The sequence below is a fragment of the Microbacterium hydrothermale genome, from assembly GCF_004854025.1.
GTDB lineage: Bacteria > Actinomycetota > Actinomycetes > Actinomycetales > Microbacteriaceae > Microbacterium > Microbacterium hydrothermale.
This window is the reverse complement of sequence record NZ_STGM01000003.1, coordinates 144831-166068: the sequence shown is the minus strand read 5'-3', so window position 1 is coordinate 166068 and position 21238 is coordinate 144831. Positions and strand designations below refer to the sequence as shown.

Annotated in this window: 22 protein-coding genes; 16 read left to right on the top strand and 6 right to left on the bottom strand. The window is 71.9% G+C overall.

Translation table 11 applies throughout. From position 1 onward, the window contains the following. The first annotated feature begins 251 nt into the window (after positions 1-251). The 12 genes from FB047_RS07625 to FB047_RS07570 all read left to right on the top strand — a co-directional run bounded on the left by FB047_RS07625 (position 252) and on the right by FB047_RS07570 (position 11488). Positions 252-947, top strand: coding sequence for an enoyl-CoA hydratase/isomerase family protein (locus FB047_RS07625; RefSeq protein WP_338095121.1), 696 nt, complete (start codon positions 252-254; stop codon positions 945-947). Positions 948-1045: 98 nt separating this feature from the next. Beyond that, entirely contained in the window at positions 1046-1843 is a 798-nt protein-coding gene (locus tag FB047_RS07620; RefSeq protein ID WP_420812651.1) for a 3-hydroxyacyl-CoA dehydrogenase family protein, read from the top strand. Further along, positions 1843-3894, top strand: coding sequence for a phenylacetic acid degradation bifunctional protein PaaZ (gene paaZ / locus FB047_RS07615; RefSeq protein ID WP_136586597.1), 2052 nt, complete (start codon positions 1843-1845; stop codon positions 3892-3894). Before FB047_RS07620 ends, paaZ begins: the two co-directional genes overlap by 1 nt. Beyond that, positions 3891-4592, top strand: coding sequence for a hydroxyphenylacetyl-CoA thioesterase PaaI (gene paaI, locus FB047_RS17405; protein WP_136586596.1), 702 nt, complete (start codon positions 3891-3893; stop codon positions 4590-4592). Before paaZ ends, paaI begins: the two co-directional genes overlap by 4 nt. Beyond that, a complete protein-coding gene (locus tag FB047_RS07605) occupies positions 4589-5899 on the top strand; it encodes an AMP-binding protein (RefSeq protein WP_136586595.1) in 1311 nt (436 codons plus the stop codon). The genes paaI and FB047_RS07605 overlap by 4 nt, the downstream gene beginning before the upstream one ends. Positions 5900-5977: 78 nt before the next feature. Then, positions 5978-6949: a 1,2-phenylacetyl-CoA epoxidase subunit PaaA gene (gene paaA / locus FB047_RS07600; RefSeq protein WP_136586594.1), complete on the top strand. Its 972-nt coding sequence runs from the start codon at positions 5978-5980 to the stop codon at positions 6947-6949. After that, positions 6949-7254 (top strand): 1,2-phenylacetyl-CoA epoxidase subunit PaaB, encoded by a 306-nt coding sequence (gene paaB / locus FB047_RS07595; protein ID WP_055838158.1) that lies wholly within the window; start codon positions 6949-6951, stop codon positions 7252-7254. Before paaA ends, paaB begins: the two co-directional genes overlap by 1 nt. Positions 7255-7316: 62 nt before the next feature. Then, positions 7317-8228: a 1,2-phenylacetyl-CoA epoxidase subunit PaaC gene (paaC, locus tag FB047_RS07590; RefSeq protein ID WP_136586593.1), complete on the top strand. Its 912-nt coding sequence runs from the start codon at positions 7317-7319 to the stop codon at positions 8226-8228. Next, positions 8225-8707, top strand: coding sequence for a 1,2-phenylacetyl-CoA epoxidase subunit PaaD (paaD, locus tag FB047_RS07585; protein WP_136586877.1), 483 nt, complete (start codon positions 8225-8227; stop codon positions 8705-8707). Before paaC ends, paaD begins: the two co-directional genes overlap by 4 nt. Next, positions 8707-9882, top strand: a complete 1176-nt coding sequence (gene paaE, locus FB047_RS07580) for a 1,2-phenylacetyl-CoA epoxidase subunit PaaE (RefSeq protein WP_240752668.1) — start codon at positions 8707-8709, stop codon at positions 9880-9882. Before paaD ends, paaE begins: the two co-directional genes overlap by 1 nt. A gap of 5 nt (positions 9883-9887) precedes the next feature. After that, positions 9888-10658 carry an enoyl-CoA hydratase/isomerase family protein gene (locus FB047_RS07575; protein WP_136586875.1) on the top strand — a complete coding sequence of 257 codons (771 nt, stop codon included), beginning with the start codon at positions 9888-9890 and terminating at the stop codon, positions 10656-10658. Between the two features lie 74 nt (positions 10659-10732). Continuing rightward, positions 10733-11488 carry a hypothetical protein gene (locus tag FB047_RS07570; protein ID WP_136586592.1) on the top strand — a complete coding sequence of 252 codons (756 nt, stop codon included), beginning with the start codon at positions 10733-10735 and terminating at the stop codon, positions 11486-11488. A 75-nt stretch (positions 11489-11563) separates the two neighbouring features. Here the strand turns inward: FB047_RS07570 and FB047_RS07565 are convergent, their stop codons facing one another. Beyond that, the gene (locus FB047_RS07565) at positions 11564-11848 is read right to left on the bottom strand and encodes a Fe-S cluster assembly protein HesB (protein ID WP_136586591.1); all 285 of its coding nucleotides are present in this window, start codon (positions 11846-11848) and stop codon (positions 11564-11566) included. 113 nt (positions 11849-11961) lie between these two features. Further along, a complete protein-coding gene (locus FB047_RS07560) occupies positions 11962-12762 on the bottom strand; it encodes a helix-turn-helix transcriptional regulator (protein WP_338095119.1) in 801 nt (266 codons plus the stop codon). 196 nt (positions 12763-12958) lie between these two features. Between FB047_RS07560 and FB047_RS07555 the strand changes: the two genes are divergently transcribed. Together FB047_RS07555 and FB047_RS07550 are read left to right on the top strand one after the other, a co-directional pair. Further along, positions 12959-13312 carry a DUF485 domain-containing protein gene (locus FB047_RS07555; protein WP_136586589.1) on the top strand — a complete coding sequence of 118 codons (354 nt, stop codon included), beginning with the start codon at positions 12959-12961 and terminating at the stop codon, positions 13310-13312. Continuing rightward, complete coding sequence (locus tag FB047_RS07550) at positions 13309-14925, top strand: solute symporter family protein (protein WP_205822754.1); 1617 nt, start codon at positions 13309-13311, stop codon at positions 14923-14925. The genes FB047_RS07555 and FB047_RS07550 overlap by 4 nt, the downstream gene beginning before the upstream one ends. Before the next feature lie 67 nt (positions 14926-14992). Here FB047_RS07550 and FB047_RS07545 read toward each other — a convergent pair whose 3' ends face one another. Next, the gene (locus tag FB047_RS07545) at positions 14993-15526 is read right to left on the bottom strand and encodes a methylated-DNA--[protein]-cysteine S-methyltransferase (RefSeq protein ID WP_136586588.1); all 534 of its coding nucleotides are present in this window, start codon (positions 15524-15526) and stop codon (positions 14993-14995) included. Positions 15527-15725: 199 nt separating this feature from the next. Between FB047_RS07545 and FB047_RS07540 the strand changes: the two genes are divergently transcribed. Both FB047_RS07540 and FB047_RS07535 read left to right on the top strand, forming a co-directional pair. Continuing rightward, a complete protein-coding gene (locus FB047_RS07540; RefSeq protein WP_205822751.1) occupies positions 15726-19445 on the top strand; it encodes an AAA family ATPase in 3720 nt (1239 codons plus the stop codon). 8 nt (positions 19446-19453) lie between these two features. Further along, positions 19454-19744 (top strand): hypothetical protein, encoded by a 291-nt coding sequence (locus FB047_RS07535; protein ID WP_136586587.1) that lies wholly within the window; start codon positions 19454-19456, stop codon positions 19742-19744. 114 nt (positions 19745-19858) lie between these two features. On the opposite strand, the gene mscL is transcribed toward FB047_RS07535, so the two are convergent. The 3 genes from mscL to FB047_RS07520 are packed head-to-tail and all read right to left on the bottom strand — an operon-like array spanning position 19859 to position 21197. Then, positions 19859-20278 carry a large conductance mechanosensitive channel protein MscL gene (gene mscL / locus FB047_RS07530; protein ID WP_136586586.1) on the bottom strand — a complete coding sequence of 140 codons (420 nt, stop codon included), beginning with the start codon at positions 20276-20278 and terminating at the stop codon, positions 19859-19861. 34 nt (positions 20279-20312) lie between these two features. Continuing rightward, positions 20313-20582 (bottom strand): FmdB family zinc ribbon protein, encoded by a 270-nt coding sequence (locus FB047_RS07525; RefSeq protein ID WP_136586585.1) that lies wholly within the window; start codon positions 20580-20582, stop codon positions 20313-20315. Positions 20583-20600: 18 nt separating this feature from the next. Then, complete coding sequence (locus FB047_RS07520) at positions 20601-21197, bottom strand: 5-formyltetrahydrofolate cyclo-ligase (RefSeq protein ID WP_136586584.1); 597 nt, start codon at positions 21195-21197, stop codon at positions 20601-20603. Positions 21198-21238: the final 41 nt, after the last annotated feature.

The following is a 21238-nucleotide window of genomic DNA, read 5'->3' as shown; positions in this document are numbered from 1 at the left end:
GGTCGCGGCCGGGCGCGGGTGGTTCCGGCGCAACCTCCGTGATCCGCGCAACCTCAGTCGCCTCTCCCGCGGGTCGGGCTGAGGATGCGCGAATCGCGGAAGATGTGCGCGCGGCGGCGTCGCCGCGGCACGCGACTGCGGAGCTGGAGGATGGGCGTACGCCGGCGCCGGCGCCGGGGCTCCCGCAGGACGCGCCCGCGGCGGAGCCCGACGCCCCCCGCCTCCGCATCGACGCCACCGCCGACCGCGTCGTGGCGACCCTCGACCGTCCCGAGCGCCGCAACGCGATCGACCAGCGGATGGTCGACGAGCTGCACGCCCTCTGCGCCCAGCTCGAGGAGAACCCGCGCGCGCTCATCCTCACCGGCGCCGACGGGATCTTCGCCGCCGGGGCCGACATCGCCCAACTGCGCGAGCGCACCGGCGACGACGCCCGCCGCGGCATCAACGCCACGGTCTTCGATCGCATCCGTCACCTGCCGATGCCCGTGATCGCGGCCGTCGACGGCTTCGCGCTCGGCGGGGGCGCCGAACTCGCGTACGCCGCCGACATCCGTATCGGCACTCCGCGCGTGCGCTTCGGCAACCCCGAGCCGGGGCTCGGCATCATCGCCGCGGCCGGAGCGTCGTGGCGACTGCCCGAGATCGTCAGTCACGCCCGCGCGAGCGAGCTACTGCTTACCGCTCGCGTGATCGACGCCGACGAGGCTCTCGCGTGGGGACTGCTGTCGAGCGTGCACGAGCCCGAGGCGCTGCTCGACGCCGCGCACGCGATCGTCGACCGCGTCGCGGCGAACTCCGCCCGCGCGACGATCCTCACCAAGCGCGCCCTGCTCGCCCCGCGCGCGGAGCACCCCGCGATCGACGGCGAGCTCCAGGCCGAGCTGTTCGACAGCGCCGACAAGCGCGCCCGTATGACCGCGTTCCTCGAGAGGAAGAAGAAGTGACGCTTCCCGACACCCGCGTGAGCGCGGACGTCCGCACCGGGGATGCCGGCATCCCCACCGCCGTTCCCGCCCGAGTCGGCGTGCTCGGCGGAGGCCGCATGGGCGCCGGCATCGCGCACGCGTTCCTGCTCGCCGGGGCCCGCGTGCACGTCGTCGAACGCGACGCCGCAGCGGCCGACGCCGCGCGCGACCGCGTCGAGACCGCTCTGTCGCGCTCCTCGCAGAAGGGCGTCGAGATCCCGGATGCCGACACCCTCATCGTCGGCACCGACACGGCCGCGTTCGCCGACGCGGGCCTCGTCATCGAGGCCGTCCCCGAGGATCGCGCGCTGAAGCTCGACGCCCTCGCGCGGATCGAGGGGGCCGTTGACGGCGCCGCGGTGGTGGCATCCAACACCTCCTCCATCTCGATCGACGCGCTCGCGGGGTCGCTCACCCGGCCGGAGAGGTTCCTCGGCCTGCACTTCTTCAACCCCGTCCCGGCATCGGCGCTGGTCGAGGTGGTGACCGGGGCGGCGACGACGCCGGAGGTCGTGGGCGCGGCGACGGCCTGGGTCGAGGCCATCGGCAAGACCGCCGTCGTCGTTCGCGATGCCCCGGGCTTCGCCTCCAGCCGACTCGGTGTGGCCCTCGGTCTCGAGGCGATCCGCATGCTCGAGGAGGGCGTCGCCTCCGCGCACGACATCGACACGGCGATGGAGCTGGGGTACCGGCATCCGATGGGTCCCCTCCGCACGACCGACATCGTCGGACTCGACGTGCGCCTGGGCATCGCCGAAGAACTCGAGCGCGCGTTCGGCGCGCGCTTCACCCCGCCCGCGCTGCTGCGAGAGCTCGTCGCCGAGGGGCACCTGGGTCGCAAGACCGGCCGCGGATTCTACGAATGGAGCGAGTGATGACGTTTCTCCCCAGCTACGTGAACGGGGCCTGGTGGGCGCCGGAAGATGACCCGGATGCCGCGATCGTTCGCGACGCCTCGACGGGGGAGGAGATCGTGCGGGTCAGCACGAAGGGGCTCGACCTCGCCGGAGCCGTCGCCTTCGCGCGTCGCGAGGGTCAGAAGAGCATCGGCGCCCTCACCTTCCCCCAGCGCGCGATGGTGCTGAAGAACCTCGCGATCGCCCTGAACGAGCGCCGCGAAGAGCTCTACGCCCTATCGGAGCGCTCCGGTTCGACCCGGCGCGACTCGCTCAGCGACGTCGACGGCGGCATCGGCGTGCTCTTCACCTTCTCATCGAAGGCGCGGCGCGAGCTCCCCGCCGGAAAGGTCGTGCTCGACGGACCGATCGAGCCGCTGTCGAAGGACGGATCCTTCCTCGGTCGGCACGTCTACACACGCCTGCCCGGCGTCGCGGTGCAGATCAACGCCTTCAACTTCCCGATGTGGGGAGCGCTCGAGAAGTTCGCCCCCGCCTTCCTCGCCGGACTCCCCACGATCGTGAAGCCCGCGACCCCGACGGCGTACATCGCCGAGGCGTGGGTGCGCATGGTCGTCGAGACCGGACTGCTCCCCGAGGGCTCCCTGCAGCTGGTGAGCGGCAGCGTCCCGGGCCTGTTCGACCTGCTCGACCTCGGCGACACGGTCGGTTTCACCGGCAGCGCCGCGACCGCCGAGCGCCTGCGCGCGCAGGCGAAGCCGGGCGTGCGGTTCACGAGCGAGACCGACTCGATCAACGCCTCGATCCTCGGCCCCGACGCGCTGCCCGGCACCCCCGAGTTCGACGCGTACGTCAAGCAGTTGCTCGTCGAGATGACCACGAAGGCGGGACAGAAGTGCACCGCGATCCGCCGGGCGATCGTGCCGGCGGGAACGACGGATGCCGTGGCCCAGGCCCTGCGCGACAAGATCAGCGAGCGCGTGGTCATCGGCGACCCGCGCACCGCGGGCGTGACGATGGGTCCAGTCGTCTCGCGCGAGCAGCGCGACGAGGTGCTGCGGCAGGTACGCGCGCTCACCGACGCCGGTGGGCGCTTCGTGGTCGGCTCGGACGAGGCGCCCGAGGGTGCACCCGCGGAGGGCGCGTTCCTGCAGCCGATGCTCCTGGCCTTCGCGGATGCCACGACCCCGGCCGTCAACGACATCGAGGCGTTCGGACCCGTCGCCAGCATCGTCGAGTACGCCGACGTCGCGGAGGCGGCGGCCATCGTGGGTCGCGGCGGCGGCTCCCTCGTCACCAGCGTCGCCACCCACGACCCCGACGTCGCGACCGAACTCCTCACCCGCATGGGCGCGATGAACGGCCGCGTGCTCTTCCTCGACCGCGACGACGCGCGCACCTCCACCGGACACGGCGCCCCCGTGCCGCACCTCGTGCACGGCGGACCCGGCCGCGCCGGCGGCGGCGAGGAGCTCGGTGGCATCCGGTCCGTCCTGCATTACATGCAGCGCACGGCGATCCAGGGCTCGCCGCGCATGCTCACCGCGCTGACCGGGGTGTGGCATCCGGGAGCCGAGACCGACTCCGCCGGCGCGCACCCGTTCCGCAAACCGCTCTCGGAGCTGCGGATCGGGGATGCCGTGGAGTCCGCGGAGCGCGAGGTCACCCTCGACGACATCGAGGTGTTCGCGAGATTCACCGGCGACACGTTCTACGCGCACATGGACGAGGAGTCGGCCGCGGCGAACCCGTTCTTCCCGGGGCGTGTCGCGCACGGGTACCTGCTCGTGTCATGGGCGGCGGGGCTCTTCGTCGACCCCGCGCCGGGTCCCGTGCTGGCGAACTCGGGGCTCGAGAATCTGCGGTTCGTCACCCCCGTCTCACCCGGCGACCGCATCCGCGTCGCGCTGACGGCCAAGCAGATCACCCCGCGCGAGACGGACGAGTACGGCGAGGTGCGGTGGGATGCCGTGATCCGCAACCAGGATGACGAGATCGTCGCGCAGTACGACGTGCTCACGCTCGTGGCCAAGACGTGGGCACCGGCTCCTGTGGCGGTGCCCGCATGAGCCTGCGGCCGATGATGCGCAACGACCGGGCGTCGGCGATGCTCGGCATGGTCGTCGAGCACGACGCGCCGGGGGAGTCCCGCGTGTCGATGACCGTGCGCGACGACATGCTGAACGGCTTCGCGATCACGCACGGCGGGCTCGTCTTCACCCTCGCCGACACGGCGTTCGCGATCGCGTGCAACGAGGACGAGCGGGTGACGGTCGCCGGCGGCGCCGACATCACGTTCCTGAAGTCCACGACGGCCGGCCAGACCCTCACAGCGACGGCCGTGCGCCGCGCGCGCAGCGGCCGGACCGGCCTGTACGACATCCGCGTGACCGACGAGACGGGCGACCTCGTCGCCGAGGTGCGCGGCCGCAGCATCACGACGGATCGGCGCCCGCCGGGCACCTCGGAGACTCCCGCAAACCCGGCTCGCGCAACCTCCGCGATTCGCGCAACCTCAGCGCAACCCGCCGTGCCGGCGGCTGAGGATGCGCAGATGACTGAGGATGTGCGGGCCGCGGGTTGCGACGACGCAACCTCTGCGGTTCGCGCAACCTCCACGATTCGCGCAACCTCAGCGCGACTCGCCGTGCCGGCGGCTGAGGATGCGCAGATCACTGAGACTGCGCGAAGCGCAGACCGCCGACCCCCGTGCGACCCCGACCACCAGCGCAGCGCCGCGCTCCCCACCACGGAGGTGTCCCGATGACCCTGACCACCGCATCGCGCCCGGACTTCCTGGCATCCGTCGATCCCACCGGCATCCCGCTCGACCGCCTGCGCGCCCTGCAGCTCGAGCGCCTGCAGTGGACAGTGCGCCACGCGTACGACAACGTCGCGCTGTACCGCCGGAAGTTCGAGGAGGCGGGCGTGCACCCCGACCACATCCTCACGCTCGACGACATCCGCCTGCTGCCCTTCACGACCAAGGCCGATCTGCGCGAGACCTACCCCTTCGGCATGTTCGCGGTGCCGATGGCCGACGTCCGCCGCATCCACGCCTCGTCGGGCACCACCGGGCGTCCCACCGTCGTCGGGTACACGGCCGGAGACCTCGACCGGTGGGCCGACCTCGTCGCCCGCTCGCTGAGCGCCGCCGGCATCCGCCCCGGGGATCGCGTGCACAACGCCTACGGCTACGGACTATTCACCGGCGGCCTCGGTGCGCACGCGGGCATCGAGCGCCTCGGCGCGACCGTGATCCCGATGTCGGGCGGGCAGACTGCGCGTCAGGCGCAGCTCATTCAGGACTTCGAACCGGATGCCATCCTCTGCACGCCCAGTTACCTGCTGACGATCGCCGACGCGCTGGAGGCGGCCGGCGTCGATCCGCGCTCCACCTCGCTCAAGGTGGCCGTGCTCGGGGCGGAGCCCTGGACCAACGAGATGCGGCGCGAGATCGAGCGCCGCCTCGACCTCGTGGCCGTCGACATCTACGGCCTGAGCGAGGTGATGGGCCCGGGTGTGGCATCCGAGAGCGCCCTCACGAAGGACGGACCGCACGTGTGGGAGGACCACTTCCTCCCCGAGACGATCGACGGCGACACGGGGGCACCGGTCGCGGACGGGGAGCTCGGCGAGCTGGTGTTCACCTCGCTCACGAAGGAGGCCTTCCCGGTCATCCGCTATCGCACCCGCGACCTCACCCGACTGCGCCCCGGCACGGCGTTCCCCGCGATGCGCCGCATCGAGAAGATCACCGGCCGCAACGACGACATGATCATCCTGCGCGGCGTGAACCTCTTCCCGACGCAGATCGAGGAGATCGTGATGGGCATCGAGACCCTCACCCCGCACTTCGTCCTCGAACTGCGTAGGGAGGGGCGGATGGATGCCATGACCGTGCGCATCGAGCGGCACCCGGCCCTGGAGCGCGAGGTGTGCGAGGCCGCGGGCGTGGTGCTCCGGCAGCGCATCAAGGTGCTCATCGGGACGAGCGTCGACGTGCGCGTGGAGGAGCCGGGCGTCCTGCCCCGCAGCGAGGGCAAGTACAAGCGCGTCTACGACCTGCGCTGACGCGTGGGGGGACCGTTGCGGACCGCCGCGCCCGCGGATACACTTTACTGAACGATCGGTCTGTAAAAGGAGTCGACGATGACGATGACCGCACCCCCCAGCGACGTCCGGGACGGCGAGGAGATGTTCCACGCCCTCATCGAGGCGGACGGCCGCATCGAGCCGCGCGACTGGATGCCCGAGGCCTACCGCCGCACGCTCATCCGCCAGATCTCGCAGCACGCGCACTCCGAGATCATCGGCATGCAGCCCGAGGGGGCGTGGATCACCCGCGCGCCGAGCCTCAAGCGCAAGTCGATCCTGCTCGCCAAGGTGCAGGACGAGGCGGGGCACGGTCTGTACCTCTACTCCGCGGCGCAGACGCTCGGCATCACGCGCGACGAGATGACCCAGCAGCTCGTCGACGGCGAGGCGCGGTACTCGTCGATCTTCAACTACCCGACGCCGACGTGGGCCGACATGGGCGCCATCGGGTGGCTCGTCGACGGTGCCGCGATCTGCAACCAGGTGCCGCTGTGCCGCGCGTCGTACGGACCCTACGGTCGGGCGATGGTGCGCATCTGCAAGGAGGAGTCGTTCCACCAGCGTCAGGGCTTCGAGATCCTCCTCACCCTCATGCAGGGCACCGAGGAGCAGCGCGAGATGGCTCAGGATGCCGTGAACCGCTGGTACTGGCCGAGCCTGATGATGTTCGGGCCCCCGGATGACGATTCGCCCAACTCGGCGCAGTCGATGGCGTGGAACATCAAGCGCTTCAGCAACGACGAACTGCGGCAGCGATTCGTCTCGATGCTCGTGCCGCAGGCGGCCGTGCTGGGAGTGACCCTGCCCGACCCCGAGCTGCGCTACGACGACGAGACCGGCGAGTACGTCATGGGCGAGATCGACTGGACGGAGTTCCACGAGGTGCTCGCGGGCCGCGGACCGCTCAACACGATGCGCCGTCAGCACCGCCGCGACGCGCACGAAGAGGGAGCCTGGGTCCGCGAAGCCGCCGCGGCCTACGCCGCGAAGAAGAGCGCCGCCCGCACCGAGACGGCGGCCGCCTGATGGCCACGCCCGGAGGCAGCCCCGCCGAGACCTGGCCCCTGTGGGAGGTCTTCGTCCGCGCGAACCGCGGCCTCAGCCACGTGCACGTCGGTTCGCTGCACGCGCCCGACGCCGAACTCGCCGTCCGCAACGCCCGCGACCTCTACACCCGTCGCGGTGAGGGCGTGTCGGTCTGGGTCGTTCCCTCGGATGCCGTGACGACGAGCGATCCGGGAGCGAAGGGCGCCTTCTTCGAGTCGCCCGCGGGCAAGAACTACCGGCACGCGGTGTACTACACCGCCTCCGAGGGGGTGCCGCACCTGTGAGCATCTCGACCGATCACGGGGACCGGTCCCTTCGACAGGCTCAGGGACCTGGCGCGGCGTCGGTGGCTGAGCCCGTCGAAGCCGCCGACCCGCACGGCGCCGATCCGCACGGCGCCGATCCGCACGGCGCCGACCCGCACGGCGCCGACCCGCACGGCGCCGATCCGCACGGCGACGTGTCGCTCGACGCGCGCGAGCTCGCGGCCGAGCTCGCCGGGGGAGAGGACCGTGCCACCGACCCCGACGTCGCCGCCTACGCGATGCGGCTCGGCGACGACGCGCTGATCCTCGCCCAGAACCTCTGCGGCTGGATCGCCCGCGCCCCCGAGCTCGAAGAAGACGTCGCCCTCGGCAACATCGCCCTCGACCTGCTCGGCCACGCGCGTTCCCTGCTGCGTTACGCCGGCACCTACGACGGCCGCACCGAGGACGACCTCGCCTACTGGCGCGACGAGCGGGACTTCCGCAGCGCCTGGCTGTTCGAACTGCCGAACGGCGACTTCGCGCACACGATCGCCCGTCAGCTCCTGGCATCCGCGTATCTCCTGGAGCTGTATCGCGAGCTCGCGGCATCCTCCGATCCCGTGCTCTCGGCGGTCGCCGCCAAGGCCGAGAAAGAGGTCGACTACCACCGCGACCACGCCGTGCAATGGACGCTGCGCCTGGCGGGCGGGACCGAGGAGTCGCGCCGACGCTTCCTGGTCGGCCTCGACGACACCTGGCCGTACCTCGACGAGCTGTTCCGCGACGAGCTGCTGCACGATCGCCTCGAGGGGATCGCCGTGCGTCCCTCCACGCTGCGCGGGCGGGTCGACGAGGTGCTGGCCGCCGTGCTCGCCGAAGAGGACGTCGCCGTGCCCGCGATCCCCGCCTCCTCCGCGGGCGGACGCGAGGGGCGTCATCACCCCGCTCTCGGGCCGTTGCTCGCCGAGATGCAGGTGCTCGCCCGCCGCCACCCGGGGGCGACGTGGTGACCCCGACCCTCGAACGCGCCCGCGAGATCGCGGCGGCCGTCGTCGATCCCGAGGTGCCGGTGCTGACGATCGACGACCTCGGAGTGCTCCGCGACGTCCGTCTCGACGGTGACACGGTGACCGTGACGATCACGCCCACCTACTCGGGGTGCCCGGCGGTCGACGCGATCCGCGACGACATCGTCCTCGCCCTCACCTCGGCCGGCTTCGACGACGCCGTCGTGAAGACGACGCTGACCCCCGCGTGGACCACCGACTGGATGAGCGACGAGGGCAAGCGCAAGCTCACCGCGTACGGCATCGCCCCGCCCACCGGTCGCGCGCCCGCGGGTCCCATCCGCGTGAAGCTGAGCGTCGCGTGCCCCCGCTGCGGCTCCCTGAACACGCGCGAGGTCTCGCGCTTCGGCTCGACCTCGTGCAAGTCGCACTGGGAGTGCCGCGCGTGCCTCGAACCCTTCGACCACTTCAAGGCCCTGTGATGACGACGACGGACACGGATGCCGCGACCCCGGCCCTCTCGACCCCGGCCCCCTCGACGCTCGGCGCGGTGCGCGAGACCGGCGGGCGCGCCCGCGCGAGGTTCCACACCCTGCGGGTCGCCGACGTGCGCCCGCTGACCCCGACCGCGATCGAGGTGACCTTCGCCGTCCCCGACGAGCTCGCCGACGCCTTCGACTACGCCGCCGGGCAGTACGTCGCCCTGCGCGCGCGCGTCGACGGCGACGACCTGCGCCGCTCCTACTCGCTGTGCCGCCCGCCCGCGCGGGGCCGCATCAGCGTCGGCATCAAGCGCGACCCCGACGGACGCTTCTCGAGCTGGGCGCATGAGGGCCTGCGCCCGGGCGACGAGATCGAGGTGATGAGCCCGCAGGGCACCTTCGTCTCGAAGGCGTCGACCACGACCGGACACGTCGTCGCGATCGTCGCGGGCTCCGGGATCACGCCGATCATGGCGCTCGCGACCGACGTGCTCGAGCGCTCCGCTCAGAGCCGCATGACGATCGTCTACGCCAACCGCTCCTCGACCGACGTGATGTTCGTCGACGAGCTCGCCGACCTGAAGGACCGCTATCCCTCGCGTCTCACGCTGCACCACGTGCTCTCGCGCGAGCAGCGCGCGGCGCCGGTGTTCTCGGGCCGCATCGACGAGGAGCGGCTGCGTCTGATCCTGTCGCGGCTCATCGACCCAGCATCCGTCGACGAGTGGTTCCTGTGCGGACCGTTCGCCCTCGTCGAGCTGTGCCGCGAGACGCTCGCCGAGGTGGGGGTTCCGCGCGAGCGCGTCCGCTTCGAGCTGTTCACCGCGGGCGACGGCGACGCCCCCGCGCAGACCGGGGGAGCGCGCCCGGTGCGCGTGCGCGCCGACGAGCCGGTGCGGCGGATCGACTTCACGCTCGACGGTCAGTCGGCATCCGTCGACAGCCCGGTCGAAGCGAACGAGACGATCCTCGCGGCGGCCCTGCGGGTGCGGCCCGACGTGCCGTTCGCGTGCGCGGGAGGGGTGTGCGGCACGTGCCGCGCACGCGTGATCGGGGGGGCGGTCTCGATGAGCGAGAACTACGCCCTCGAACCCGACGAGATCGAGCGCGGATACGTGCTCACCTGCCAATCGCACCCGACCTCCGACGCGGTCCGCGTCGACTACGACGGGTGAGCACCGTGATCGACTACCGCCTCGCCGACGACGTCGCCGAGATCGTCCTCGACGCCCCCTCCCGGCGCAACGCCCTGGGCCCGACGGATCTGCACGACCTCGCCGCCGCCTACGGCCGCGCCGAGGCCGACGGGGCCCGCTCCGTGCTGCTGCGCGGGGAGGGGCCGTCGTTCTGCGCCGGCCGTGACATCTCGGGCGTCGACCCGGCGACCGACGACGTCGCCGCCTACCTCGACGACACGCTGACGCCCCTGCTGCGCCGCATGGCGGACTTCCCCGCACCCACCTTCGCGGTGGCGCACGGCGCGTGCCTGGGCGTCGGGCTCGGCCTGCTCATCGCGACCGATGTCGTGTACGTCGCCGACACCGCGAAGATCGGTTCGCCCTTCGCGGCCCTGGGGGCGGCCCTCGACTCCGGCGGCCACGCGCTGTTCGCCGAGCGGCTCGGCATCCACGCGACCCTCGACCTCGTCTACACCGGGCGCCTGCTGTCGGGTGACGAGGCGGTGCGGGCGGGGATGTTCTCGCGCGTGTTCCCCGCCGCCGAGGTGCAGGATGCCACGACCCTGGCCGCGCGCCGGGCTGCGGCCGGACCCACGGCCGCGTTCCGCGCGAGCAAGCGCATCGTCTCGGCGATCCGCGACGAGCGGCGGGGGCTGTGGGAGGCGATGGCGCTCGAGAACCGCGCGCAGGCGGCGCTCGCCGCCACCGACGACTACCGCGAAGGCTTCGCCGCGTTCCAGGCCAAGCGCGCGCCCTCGTTCACCGGGCACTGACGCGACCCGGCCGGTTCGCGCAGGGTGCGGTCGTCGCCCCGCACGACAGGGCGCCGCACTGCTTGAATCGGGGGATGCCGCGCATCGACGACGACGACGAACTCGCGACCCTCCGACGCCGGGCCTTCGCGCCGGGCGCCGACATCTCCGCCGACCCCGCGGCCGTGCAGCGTCTGATCGAGCTCGAGCAGCGCGCGCGCGACGCGCTCGCGGGTGACGAGAGCCGCCCGCCGCGCGGCGGGGAGCCGGACCCCGTCGCGGTCGACGCCCCGGACGACGCGGAGGCGACCGAGGACGACGGCGAGATCGCCCGCCCGCGTCGGAGGATGCCGCGCGTGCGGCGTTCCACGGCCGTCCTCCTCGCCGGGGCGGCGCTCATCGTGGCGACCCTGCTCACGGCGCTCGTGATCGTGCAGCGCGTGCAGACCGATCCGCTGCAGGTGGGGGCCACCCAGGTCGCGCGGCTGGCCCCCGACCCCTCGTTCGAGATCCCGAGCTCGCTGTACCGCGGGATCACCGGCAACGTGAAGGCCTACGCCGCCTTCGAGGGCTTCCGCCCGGTTACCTACCCGTCGTTCCGGGCCGGAGAGGGCGCGGCGAGGTGCATGACGGTGTACCAGCCCGACCTGTTCGACGAGAGCGAGGACGGGTACGGCTACGAGGGGCAGTTCCTGCTGCCCTCGTGCGCGGCGGGTCTGTTCCCCGCGACCTTCACGATCCTCCTCACCGAGGACACCCCCGAGCGCGCGGCCACGACGCTTCCCGTCGACACGGCCCTGCAGTTCGTCTACGACGAGGACCTCGACGAGATCGTGGTCTTCCGCGGCTGAGGCCGTCGGACACGACGATGCCCCGGCACGCGGGCCGGGGCATCGTCGAGAACGCGTCAGCGCGTCACGCGCGGATCACGCGGCGGTGGTCACCGCGAACTGCACCGACCCCTGCGGGTCGATCTGCGCGTCGAGTACGCGGTCATCGAGCACCGCGGCGGCGTCGGTGTCGAGGAACACCCGCGCTCCGGAGTTCTCGACGACGGTGTCGGCCGGTTCGGGGGCGTCCACGACCGACAGCGCGAACTGCGACTCGGGGGAGCCCGCTCCGGCGATGCGCACGCCGCCCTGCGGGGCGTCGGGGAACTGCGCGGTGATGGTCTTGACGGCGGTCGTGGCCTCTTCGGTGAGCGTCAGCATGGGTGACTCTCCTTCTCTGATCGACGACAGGAGTCAGCCACGATGCCGAGAATCCGGGCCGCTCTCAACTCCTCGCGGCCATTGCCAGGGGTTTCCCACCGGCCGTCCAGGGGTCAGGGGAGCAGTCCCGCGCGCCGCGCACGCGTGACGGCGGCGTGCCGCGTCGAGGCGTCCAGCTTCGACATCGCCGACGCGAGATACGACTTCACGGTGGTCTCGCGCAGGCCGAGGGATGCCGCGATCTCGCCGTTCGTCGAGCCGACGGCCGCGCACGCGAGCACGTCGACCTCGCGCCGGGAGAGGTGCAGGTCGGCATCGGCGGTCGAGCCGGCCGCATCACCGGTGAGCGCGGCCAGGCGCGCCTCGATGTCCTCCAGCCGGCGACGCACGGCGTCGTCGCCGACGGTGGCGGCGAGGCTGCGCAGCTGCGCGTAGCTCTCGCGGATCTCTTCGCGCGCCCCCGCGCTCAGCCCGCCCTCGGGGGCCGGCGCCGCGGCCATCCGCCGCTCCACTTCGGCGCGCACCCGCAGCTCGGTGCCGAGCTCGCCGGCGACGTCGAAGGCCGGTCGGGCTTCGACCTGGCCGACCTGCGACTGCGCCCACGATCCGCAGTACAGCACCCCGCGCGCCGCTCCGCCCACGAGCACGGGTACCGCGAACAGCGTCGCGATGCCCTCGCCGAGGATCGCGCGGTCGTAGTCGTGGGTGATCGAGCGGGCGGTGCGGTAGTCGAGGGTCATCCGCGGGCGGCGTTCGACGAGGGCGCGACCGCCCAGCCCGCGGGTCGCGTGCACGACGAGTCCTTCGATGCTGCGCGTCCGCGCCCCGACGATCGTGGTCACGTGCACCGCTCCGTCGTGTTCGAGACCGCCGAAGGCCACGGGGAAGTGCGTGCGCCGGGCGAGCTCGCTCACGGCGTGCGACACCAATCTCGTGTCGTCTCGAAGTGTGGACGGTGCAGCCACGCACTACCTACTTCCGGGGGTGACGGCGTCGTCGCCGCGTTTCGTAGCGTCGACCCTACCACCGGGGAAGCGCCAGCCGACCCGGACTTTTCCCCCGAACGGCGCAGCGTGGCGCTGCGCCGGACTCATGAGGCAAGGAGGCCACATGACGGACCGTCGGATCGACGACGCGCACACGAGCGGCGTCGACTACATCGCGGTCGAGGAGTCCGCCCCGTTCCGGGAGTTGAAGCGGCGTCAGCGCAGCTTCGTCTTCCCCCTCGCGGTGGCGTTCCTCGTCTGGTATTTCGTCTACGTCCTGCTGTCGTCGTTCGCCCCGGGCTTCATGGCCCAGCCGGTGTCGGGCGCGATCACGGTGGGACTCCTGTTCGGACTGGGGCAGTTCGTGACCACGTTCGCCATCACGATGGGCTACGTCGCCTACGCGAACCGTCGCCTCGACCCGGGGGCCGAGGCCCTGCGCGATGAACTCGAGCGCGCCGAGGGGGGTCGATCGTGAACGACGTGCTCGCCGCCGTGGAGGCCGCCGTGCAGACGGTCGAGAACAACCCGGTGCTGAACATCTCGATCTTCGGGGCGTTCGTCGCGGTGACGCTGTTCATCGTCATCCGCGCCAGCCGCAACAGCAAGACGGCGGCCGACTACTACGCGGCGGGCCGCTCGTTCACGGGCCCGCAGAACGGCTTCGCGATCGCCGGCGACTACCTGTCGGCGGCGTCGTTCCTCGGCATCGTCGGCGCCATCGCGATCAACGGCTACGACGGCTTCCTCTACTCGATCGGCTTCCTCGTCGCATGGCTCGTGGCGCTGCTGCTCGTGGCCGAGCTGATGCGCAACACGGGCAAGTTCACGATGGCCGACGTGCTGTCGTTCCGGCTCAAGGAGCGTCCGGTCCGCATGGCCGCCGCGATCACGACGCTCGCGGTGTGCTTCTTCTACCTCCTCGCGCAGATGGCGGGTGCCGGCGGCCTGGTGTCGCTGCTGCTCGGGATCACCGAGCGGGTGGGGCAGTCGATCGTGGTGGCCGTCGTCGGCATCCTGATGATCGTGTACGTGCTGATCGGCGGCATGAAGGGCACGACCTGGGTGCAGATCGTCAAGGCGTTCCTGCTCATCGGCGGTGCCGTGGTCATGACGGTGTGGGTGCTCGCCATCAACGGCTTCAGCCTCAACACCCTGCTCGAGAGCGCCGTGGCGGCGTCGCCCAAGGGTGATGCGGTGCTGGCCCCGGGGCTGCAGTACGGCAAGAACCCGTGGGACTTCATCTCGCTCGCCCTCGCCCTCGTGCTGGGAACCGCGGGTCTGCCGCACGTGCTCATGCGGTTCTACACGGTCCCCACCGCGAAGGAGGCCCGTCGCTCGGTGGTCTGGGCCATCTGGCTGATCGGCCTGTTCTACATCCTCACCCTCGTCCTCGGTTACGGTGCGGGAGCCCTCGTGGGGGCGGATGCCATCCTCGCGGCGCCCGGCGGCGTCAACGCGGCCGCTCCGCTGCTCGCGTTCGCGCTCGGTGGTCCGCTGCTGCTCGGGTTCATCTCGGCGGTGGCGTTCGCCACGATCCTCGCGGTGGTGGCCGGTCTGACGATCACGGCGGCGGCCTCGTTCGCGCACGACATCTACGCGAACGTCGTGAAGAAGGGCGACGTCCCGCCCGACGGCGAGGTCAAGGTCGCTCGTCGCACGGTGATCGTGATCGGTGTGCTCGCGATCCTCGGCGGCATCGGCGTGCAGGGGCAGAACGTGGCGTTCCTGGTGGCGCTGGCGTTCGCCGTCGCCGCCTCGGCGAACCTGCCGACGATCCTGTTCTCGCTGTTCTGGCGCCGGTTCACCACGCGCGGCGCGGTGTGGAGCATGTACGGCGGCCTCGGGTCGGCGCTCGTGCTGATCTTCCTCTCGCCGGTCTTCTGGGGCACGCCCACGAGCGTGTTCGTGAACACCGGGGTGGCGATCTGGCCGTTGAACAACCCCGGCATCGTGTCGATCCCGCTGGGCTTCTTCCTCGGGTGGCTGGGCTCGGTCACCTCGCGCACGGCCGAGGACCGCCGCAAGGCGGCCGAGATGGACGTGCGCTCGCTCACCGGTTTCGGCGCCGAGAAGGCCTCGAACCACTGATCCGGTCGCGCCCGGCCCCCTGCGGGGCCGGGCGTCGCCGTGTCCGCACCTGCGCCCCGACCCCGGCTTATCCGGTCGCCTGCAGCCTCTCGCCCCGCACGACACGGCTCTCGAGGTCGAGCAGGTACTCCTTGACCTCGGGGTGCCCGCCGTACTCGCCGATCGACCCGTCGGCGCGCACGACCCGGTGCACCGGCACCACGATCGAGAACGGACTCGAGGCGCACGCCGTACCCACGGCGCGGGCGGCGCGCGGAGCGTCGGCCATGAGCGCCACCTCGCCGTACGAGGCGACCTCTCCGTAAGGGATGTCGAGAGTCGCCTCCAGCGCCGCCCGCGTGAATCCGCGAACGAGGCGCCAATCGAGACCGACGTCGAACGTGCGCCGCTCGCCGGCGAAGTATTCGTCGAGCTGCGCGCAGAGGGGCTCGCCGACCGCGGCATCGGGTTCGGGGACGACGCCCAGACGCTGGGAGATCTCGGCGCGCGCGAGGTCGATCCCGTCGTGCGCGACATCGAGACGCACGAGGCAGTCGTCGACGAACGTCAGCAGGATCGGACCGAGGGGACCGTCGTATTCGGTGCTCGTGACTGTGCTCATGCCCTCATCCTCTTCACGGCCGCCGGGGCCCGCTGCGCTGCGGCCTCGAGATGGGGAGGATGCCGGTCATCCGGCGCCTGGGGAGGAAGAGCCGGTGGCGCGGCGTGTCGTCGATTGTCGCGAAACTCGCCCCCGCTGCGCGCGATCCCGGACCGCCCGGCTTAGTCTGACAGGTGTGTGGCGAGCTGAGGACGGTACCGTGATCGGTGCCGACGGAGACGATTCGACGTCGTCCGTCGATCCGGGCGAGCTGCGATTGTCGGAGCCCGGCATCGTGGTCCGCCACGTCGCCGACCCCGAGCGCGATCGCATCCGCGCCGAGGCGGCCGCCCTGGGCGGCAGGTCGACGCTGCTGCGTTTCGACGACGCGCTCGACGCGGGCATCGACATCACCAAGGCGCACCCGGGCTCGCTCCCGCAGTTCATCACCGGGCGCGCGACCATGCTGTCCAACCTGTTCCGCGACGAGGTCGCGCTGCGCACCGCGCGCATGGCCGCCGACCGCATCACCGCCAAGAACGTCGAACTGCGCACCGCGCGCGGTCTCGAGCCCGTGCACCTCGCCGTGGGCCTGTCGGCGTGGAAGATCGGGGGAGTGGAGTGGTCGGCCCCCGTGCTGCTGCGCCCGCTCGCGATCCGTCGTCATCACGGCGACTTCGAGCTCAAGCTGCACGGCGCGTTCGTGATGAACCCCGAGCTCGCGCGCGCGTTCCGCACGCACCTCGGCATCCAGATCGACAGCGCCGCCCTCGCGGGCCTCGCCTACGACCAGGGCGTGTTCAAGCCGCAGCCGGTCATCGACCACATCCGCCGGTTGACCTCGCACGTCCCCACCTTCGTGGTGCACCCGCGCCTGATCATCTCCTCGTTCGCCGACGTCGGCTCGGGCATGGCGCGCGACACCCACGACCTCGACGATCCGCTGCTGAACGCGCTCGCCGGTCACCCCGACGACCGCGCCCGCATCTCCGTCCGTCGTGACGACCCGGTCGTCGTCAGCCCCGACGAGCGCGCGCCCGCCGCCGACACGCTGCTCCTCGACGCCGACGCCGAGCAGGAGCGCGTCCTCGCGCGCATCGCCGCCGGTCACTCCCTGGCCGTGCACACGCTGCCGGGCACCGGGGGCACGCAGACGGTGATCAACGCGATCGGGCAGCTCGTGCACGACAACAAGCGGGTGCTCGTCGTCAGTGCCCGCCGCTCGACGCTCGACGGCATCCGTCACCGCCTCGCCGGCGTCGGACTCACCGGCCTCGCCGTCTCGCCCCACCACGTGCGCCGCGACCTCATCCGCGCCATCGGCCGCAACGAGAAGGCCGAGCAGCCCAAGGTCGCCGAGATCGACGACGCCCTCGTGCGCCTGCGCACCGTGCTGCGCGACTACCGCTCGGCCGTCACCGAGCCGCACCTCGCGCTGGGGGTCTCGGCGCTCGACGTGCTGCGCGCGCTGACGTCCCTGGCATCCACCTCTCCCGCCCCCTCGACCGAGGCGCGCTTCGACCTCGCGACGCTCGAGCGCCTCGCGGGCCGCCGCGACGCCGCCGCCCGCGCCCTGGCAATGGCCGCGCGACTGGGGGAGTTCCGCTTCGGCCCCGACGACTCGCCGTGGTACGGCGTGAGCTTCACGCGCACCGAAGACGCGCGCGCCGCGCACGACCTCGCCGGCAAGCTGCACGCGCACGAGGTGCCGCGGCTGCTCGAGCGCGGGTACGAGCTCATCGCGCAGACGCGCATGCGTCCGTTCCAGACGGTGTCGGAGCTGGGTGCCTACCTCAAGCTCCTGCAGGGGATCCGCGAGTCGCTCGATCGCTTCAGCCCGAGCGTGTTCGAGCGTCCACTCGGCGAGCTGATCGACGCGCACTCGCCGCGTCGCGACGCGTCGGCGATGAGCGGTCCGAACCGCCGCCGCCTCAAGCGCCTGTCGAAGGAGTACGTGCGCCCGGGCGTGCACGTGCCCGACATGTACGAGGCGCTCGTGCGCATCCAGCAGCAGCGCACCGAGTGGCAGCGCGTCGTCGAGGCGGGCGTCACCCCCGAGGTGCCGCTGGGACTGGCCGACGTGCACGTCGCCTGGCAGCGCACCGACGCCCTGCTCGGCGAACTCGACCAGATCCTCGGTCGCCAGGGCTCCGAGCGTCTCGCGACCCTCCCGGTGCAGCGCCTCATTCGCACCCTCGCGGGCCTCGCCGCCGAGTCGACCTTCTTCGACAACCTCGTCGAGCGCGCCCAGCTGCGCTCCGAGCTCGCCCGCCTGGGCCTCGAGCAGCTGCTCATCGAGCTGTCGGTGCGCCACGTTCCCGAGGAGCGCGTGGGCGCCGAGCTCGAGTTCGCGTGGTGGCAGTCGGCGCTCGAGCACCTGCTGCGCACGGACCGCGCCCTGCTGGGGGCGAACACGAGCGTCGTCGACCGCCTCGAGCGCGACTTCCGCCTGGTCGACGAGGCGCACGCCGCCGCCGCCGGCCCGCTGCTCGCCGCGCAGCTGGCGACCCAGTGGCGCATCGGCATCGTCGACCACGCCGACGAGGCCGCCGCGCTCAAGCGCGCTCTCAAAGACGGTCTGCACACGGCGCAGGAGATCTCGGATGCCGCTCCCGCCCTCCTGCGCACCCTCGCGCCGGTGTGGCTCGCGTCGCCGTACGAAGTGCCCGACGTGCCGCACGACCTGGCCTTCGATGTCGTGATCATCGCGGATGCCGCGGCCCTGAGCCTCGCCGAGGCGACGCCCGCCCTGCGCCGCGCCCGGCAGGTCGTGCTGTTCGGCGACCCGGTCGTGCAGAAGCCGACACCCTTCCGCGTGAGCGCCGCGATCGCCGCGGCCCCCGACGGTGCCGATGCCGATTCCGACGAGGTCCCGTTCGACGAGACCTCCGTCTTCGAGCGCATCGCCGAGCTGCTGCCGGTGGAGACCCTCACGCGCAGCTACCGCGCCGGGGGAGAAGACCTGTCGCAGCTCGTCAACGACGCCTTCTACGGCGGCGAGATCGTGTCGCTGCCGTGGGCGGGTTCGTACCTGGGCCGCGGGAGCCTCAGCGTCGACTACGTCGAGGGCGGTGTCGGTGCGCCCGACCCCGTCAGCGGAGCCGTCGAGAGCCCCGACGCCGAGGTCGCCCGCGTCGTCACCCTCGTCGTCGAGCACGCGGTGAACCGCGCCTCGGAGTCGCTCATGGTCGTCACGGCGAGCCGCAAGCACGCGGAGCGCGTGCGGGCCTCCGTGGTCGCGGCGCTCGCGGGCCGCTCCGACGTGGCCGAGTTCGTATCGCGGGATGCCGCCGAGCCGTTCGCCGTGCTCACCCTCGAGGAGTCGGTGGCCGAGAGCCGCGACCGCGTGGTGTTCTCGCTCGGCTTCGGTCTGACCCGCCACGGGCGCGTGCTCAGCGACTTCGGCGACCTGTCGACGCCGGACGGGGAGCGCCTGCTCACGGTCGGCATGACCCGCGCGCGCCGCTCGATGGTGATCGTGTCGTCGATCCGTCCCTCGGCGTTCGACGACGGTCGCCTCGAGCACGGCGCCGCGACGCTCATGGGCATCCTCGGCAACGTGGCCGCGCGCGGCCGCGAGAGCCGCCTCGAAGACCTCGCCGACCCGCTCACCCGCGCTCTCGCGCGCGAGCTGCGCCGTCTCGGCGTCGAGGTCGACGTCGACTACCGCGGTCTGCTGCCGCTCGTCGCCCGGCACAAGGGCAAGGCCGTCGTGGCCGAGAGCGACCCCGAGACGATCGGGGAGTCCCTGCGCGAGACGCTGCGCCTGCGGCCGCAGATCCTGCGTCGCCTCGGCTGGCACTACGTGCGCGTGCACGCATTCGACCTCTACAGCGACCCCGCCGGAGTCGCGGCGCGCATCGCGGAACTGCTCGGGATCGCCCCGGACGACACCGCCGCGCCCGACTCCACGACCGAGCCGCTCGACCTGCCCGGCTGAGCGCCCGCATGTCCGAGAATCCGGATGCCACCGTCTCCGGTGCCGCGCCGGTGAGCCCGGCGCCTTCAACGGCCACTTCTGCGGCGGAGGCGCCGGCGGCCGAGCCGAACGACGCCTCCGACGCCCGCCAGCCGGTCGTTCGCGTGCGCGGGGCGCGGCGCGCACGGCTCCTGGCCGCACCGGGGACCACGGCGGAGCCCGCCCCCGCCGATGACCCCGCGCGGGGCACGGGCGCGCGCCCGGCGGCATCCGGACCCAACGACGAGCGCATGATGCGCGAGGTCCCCCCGCACTACTGACGCCGGGCCCCTCGGTCCATACCCCGCGCGGGCCTGAGCGGACGCTCACGCGCAACGGCGCCCGGGCCGGGAGGTCGGTCCCGGCGCGGACGCCGTTTCGCGCGAGAGCGCGGTTCAGAGCTTGTTCTGCCGCTCCAGCAGGTCGCGGATCTGCACGAGCAGCTCTTGCTCGGTGGGGAGCTTCGGCTCCTCGGTGGCCGCCTCGTTCACCCCGGCGCGCGCGGCGGCACGGGCCTTCCAGCGGTTCATGGGGTAGACGAAGACGAAGTAGACGATCGCGGCGACGGCCACGAAGTTGATGATCGCCACCAGGATCGCGCCGAATTCGAACGTCGAGTACCCGCCCAGCAGGGTCGGGATGGTGACGTTGAGGTCGCTGAGATCGCCGACCTGGAACAGGAACCCGATGAGCGGGTTGATCAGTCCCTGCACGATGGCGTTGACGATGGCCGTGAACGCCGCTCCGATGACGACCGCGACCGCGAGGTCGATGACGTTCCCTCGGAGGATGAACTCCTTGAATCCCTTGATCATGCGCTGGCTCCCCTTCTGCCGCGCCGACCCGGTCTCAGGAGGCCGAAGAGGGAGCGGACGTCTTCGTTTCCGACTTCGATGATGTCGAAGAACCCGAGGAGGCGCCACCGGACGATCCCGCGCTCGACCCGCGCGAGTCGGTGCGGTAGAACCCCGAGCCGTTGAAGGTCACCCCGATGGAGCCGTACTGCTTGCGCACCTCGCCGCCGCACTCCGGGCACTCGGTGAGGGCCGCGTCGGAGAAGGACTGCACGGCGTCGAAGCGGTGGCCGCACTGCTTGCAGGCGTAGGAGTAGGTGGGCATCGGTGTTCCTTCGGGTGGTCAGGCGGGGTGAGCGGCGATCGCGACCGTGCGCGTGGGGGTGACCACGCCCGTGACGGGCTGGTCGTGCACGTCGCGGGGCACGTCGTCGACGAATTCGGAGTCGAAGATGACCGCGTACACGGGCGGGCACTTCTCCATCGAGCCGAGCGTCTTGTCGAAGTAGCCGCGGCCCCAGCCGAGCCGCATCCCGTTGCGGTCGACGGCGGCGGCGGGGATGACCAACAGGTCGACGTCGTTGACGGCGATGGGACCCAGCACGTCGCCCACGGGCTCGGGCAGGCCGAACATGCCCTCGGTGATCTCGGTGTCGGGGGTGGCGACGCTCCAGTCGAGCAGTCCGTCCTCCCGGGTGATGGGCAGGAGCACCCGGATGCCGCGCGCCACCGCGCCGGAGACGAAGGCGTGGGTACCCGGCTCGGTCGGCGTCGACAGGAAGCACGAGATGCTCCGGGCGCCCAGGCGATCGACGAGCGCGTCGAGCTGTTCTTTGACCCCGACCTCGGCCACCTCGCGCGAATGGGCGGAGACGGTCTGGCGGCGTTCGCGCAGATCGGCGCGCAGTGCGCGCTTGGCCTGCTCGATGCGATCCGGCATGCCGGTAAGTCTACGTGCGCGCGTGTTGCCGACGGTGTCGC

Excerpts from the sequence above, each read along its gene's own strand:
- FB047_RS07620 (WP_420812651.1), top strand. The coding sequence starts at position 1,046 with ATGGGCGCCGGCATCGCGCACGCGTTCCTGCTCGCCGGGGCCCGCGTG.
- paaB (WP_055838158.1), top strand. The coding sequence starts at position 6,949 with ATGGCCACGCCCGGAGGCAGCCCCGCCGAGACCTGGCCCCTGTGGGAG.
- mscL (WP_136586586.1), bottom strand. The coding sequence starts at position 20,278 with ATGATCAAGGGATTCAAGGAGTTCATCCTCCGAGGGAACGTCATCGAC.
- FB047_RS07565 (WP_136586591.1), bottom strand. The coding sequence starts at position 11,848 with ATGCTGACGCTCACCGAAGAGGCCACGACCGCCGTCAAGACCATCACC.
- FB047_RS07525 (WP_136586585.1), bottom strand. The coding sequence starts at position 20,582 with ATGCCCACCTACTCCTACGCCTGCAAGCAGTGCGGCCACCGCTTCGAC.
- FB047_RS07520 (WP_136586584.1), bottom strand. The coding sequence starts at position 21,197 with ATGCCGGATCGCATCGAGCAGGCCAAGCGCGCACTGCGCGCCGATCTG.
- FB047_RS07605 (WP_136586595.1), top strand. The coding sequence starts at position 4,589 with ATGACCCTGACCACCGCATCGCGCCCGGACTTCCTGGCATCCGTCGAT.
- FB047_RS07545 (WP_136586588.1), bottom strand. The coding sequence starts at position 15,526 with ATGAGCACAGTCACGAGCACCGAATACGACGGTCCCCTCGGTCCGATC.
- paaE (WP_240752668.1), top strand. The coding sequence starts at position 8,707 with ATGACGACGACGGACACGGATGCCGCGACCCCGGCCCTCTCGACCCCG.
- FB047_RS07570 (WP_136586592.1), top strand. The coding sequence starts at position 10,733 with ATGCCGCGCATCGACGACGACGACGAACTCGCGACCCTCCGACGCCGG.
- paaI (WP_136586596.1), top strand. The coding sequence starts at position 3,891 with ATGAGCCTGCGGCCGATGATGCGCAACGACCGGGCGTCGGCGATGCTC.
- FB047_RS07555 (WP_136586589.1), top strand. The coding sequence starts at position 12,959 with ATGACGGACCGTCGGATCGACGACGCGCACACGAGCGGCGTCGACTAC.
- FB047_RS07535 (WP_136586587.1), top strand. The coding sequence starts at position 19,454 with ATGTCCGAGAATCCGGATGCCACCGTCTCCGGTGCCGCGCCGGTGAGC.
- paaA (WP_136586594.1), top strand. The coding sequence starts at position 5,978 with ATGACGATGACCGCACCCCCCAGCGACGTCCGGGACGGCGAGGAGATG.
- paaZ (WP_136586597.1), top strand. The coding sequence starts at position 1,843 with ATGACGTTTCTCCCCAGCTACGTGAACGGGGCCTGGTGGGCGCCGGAA.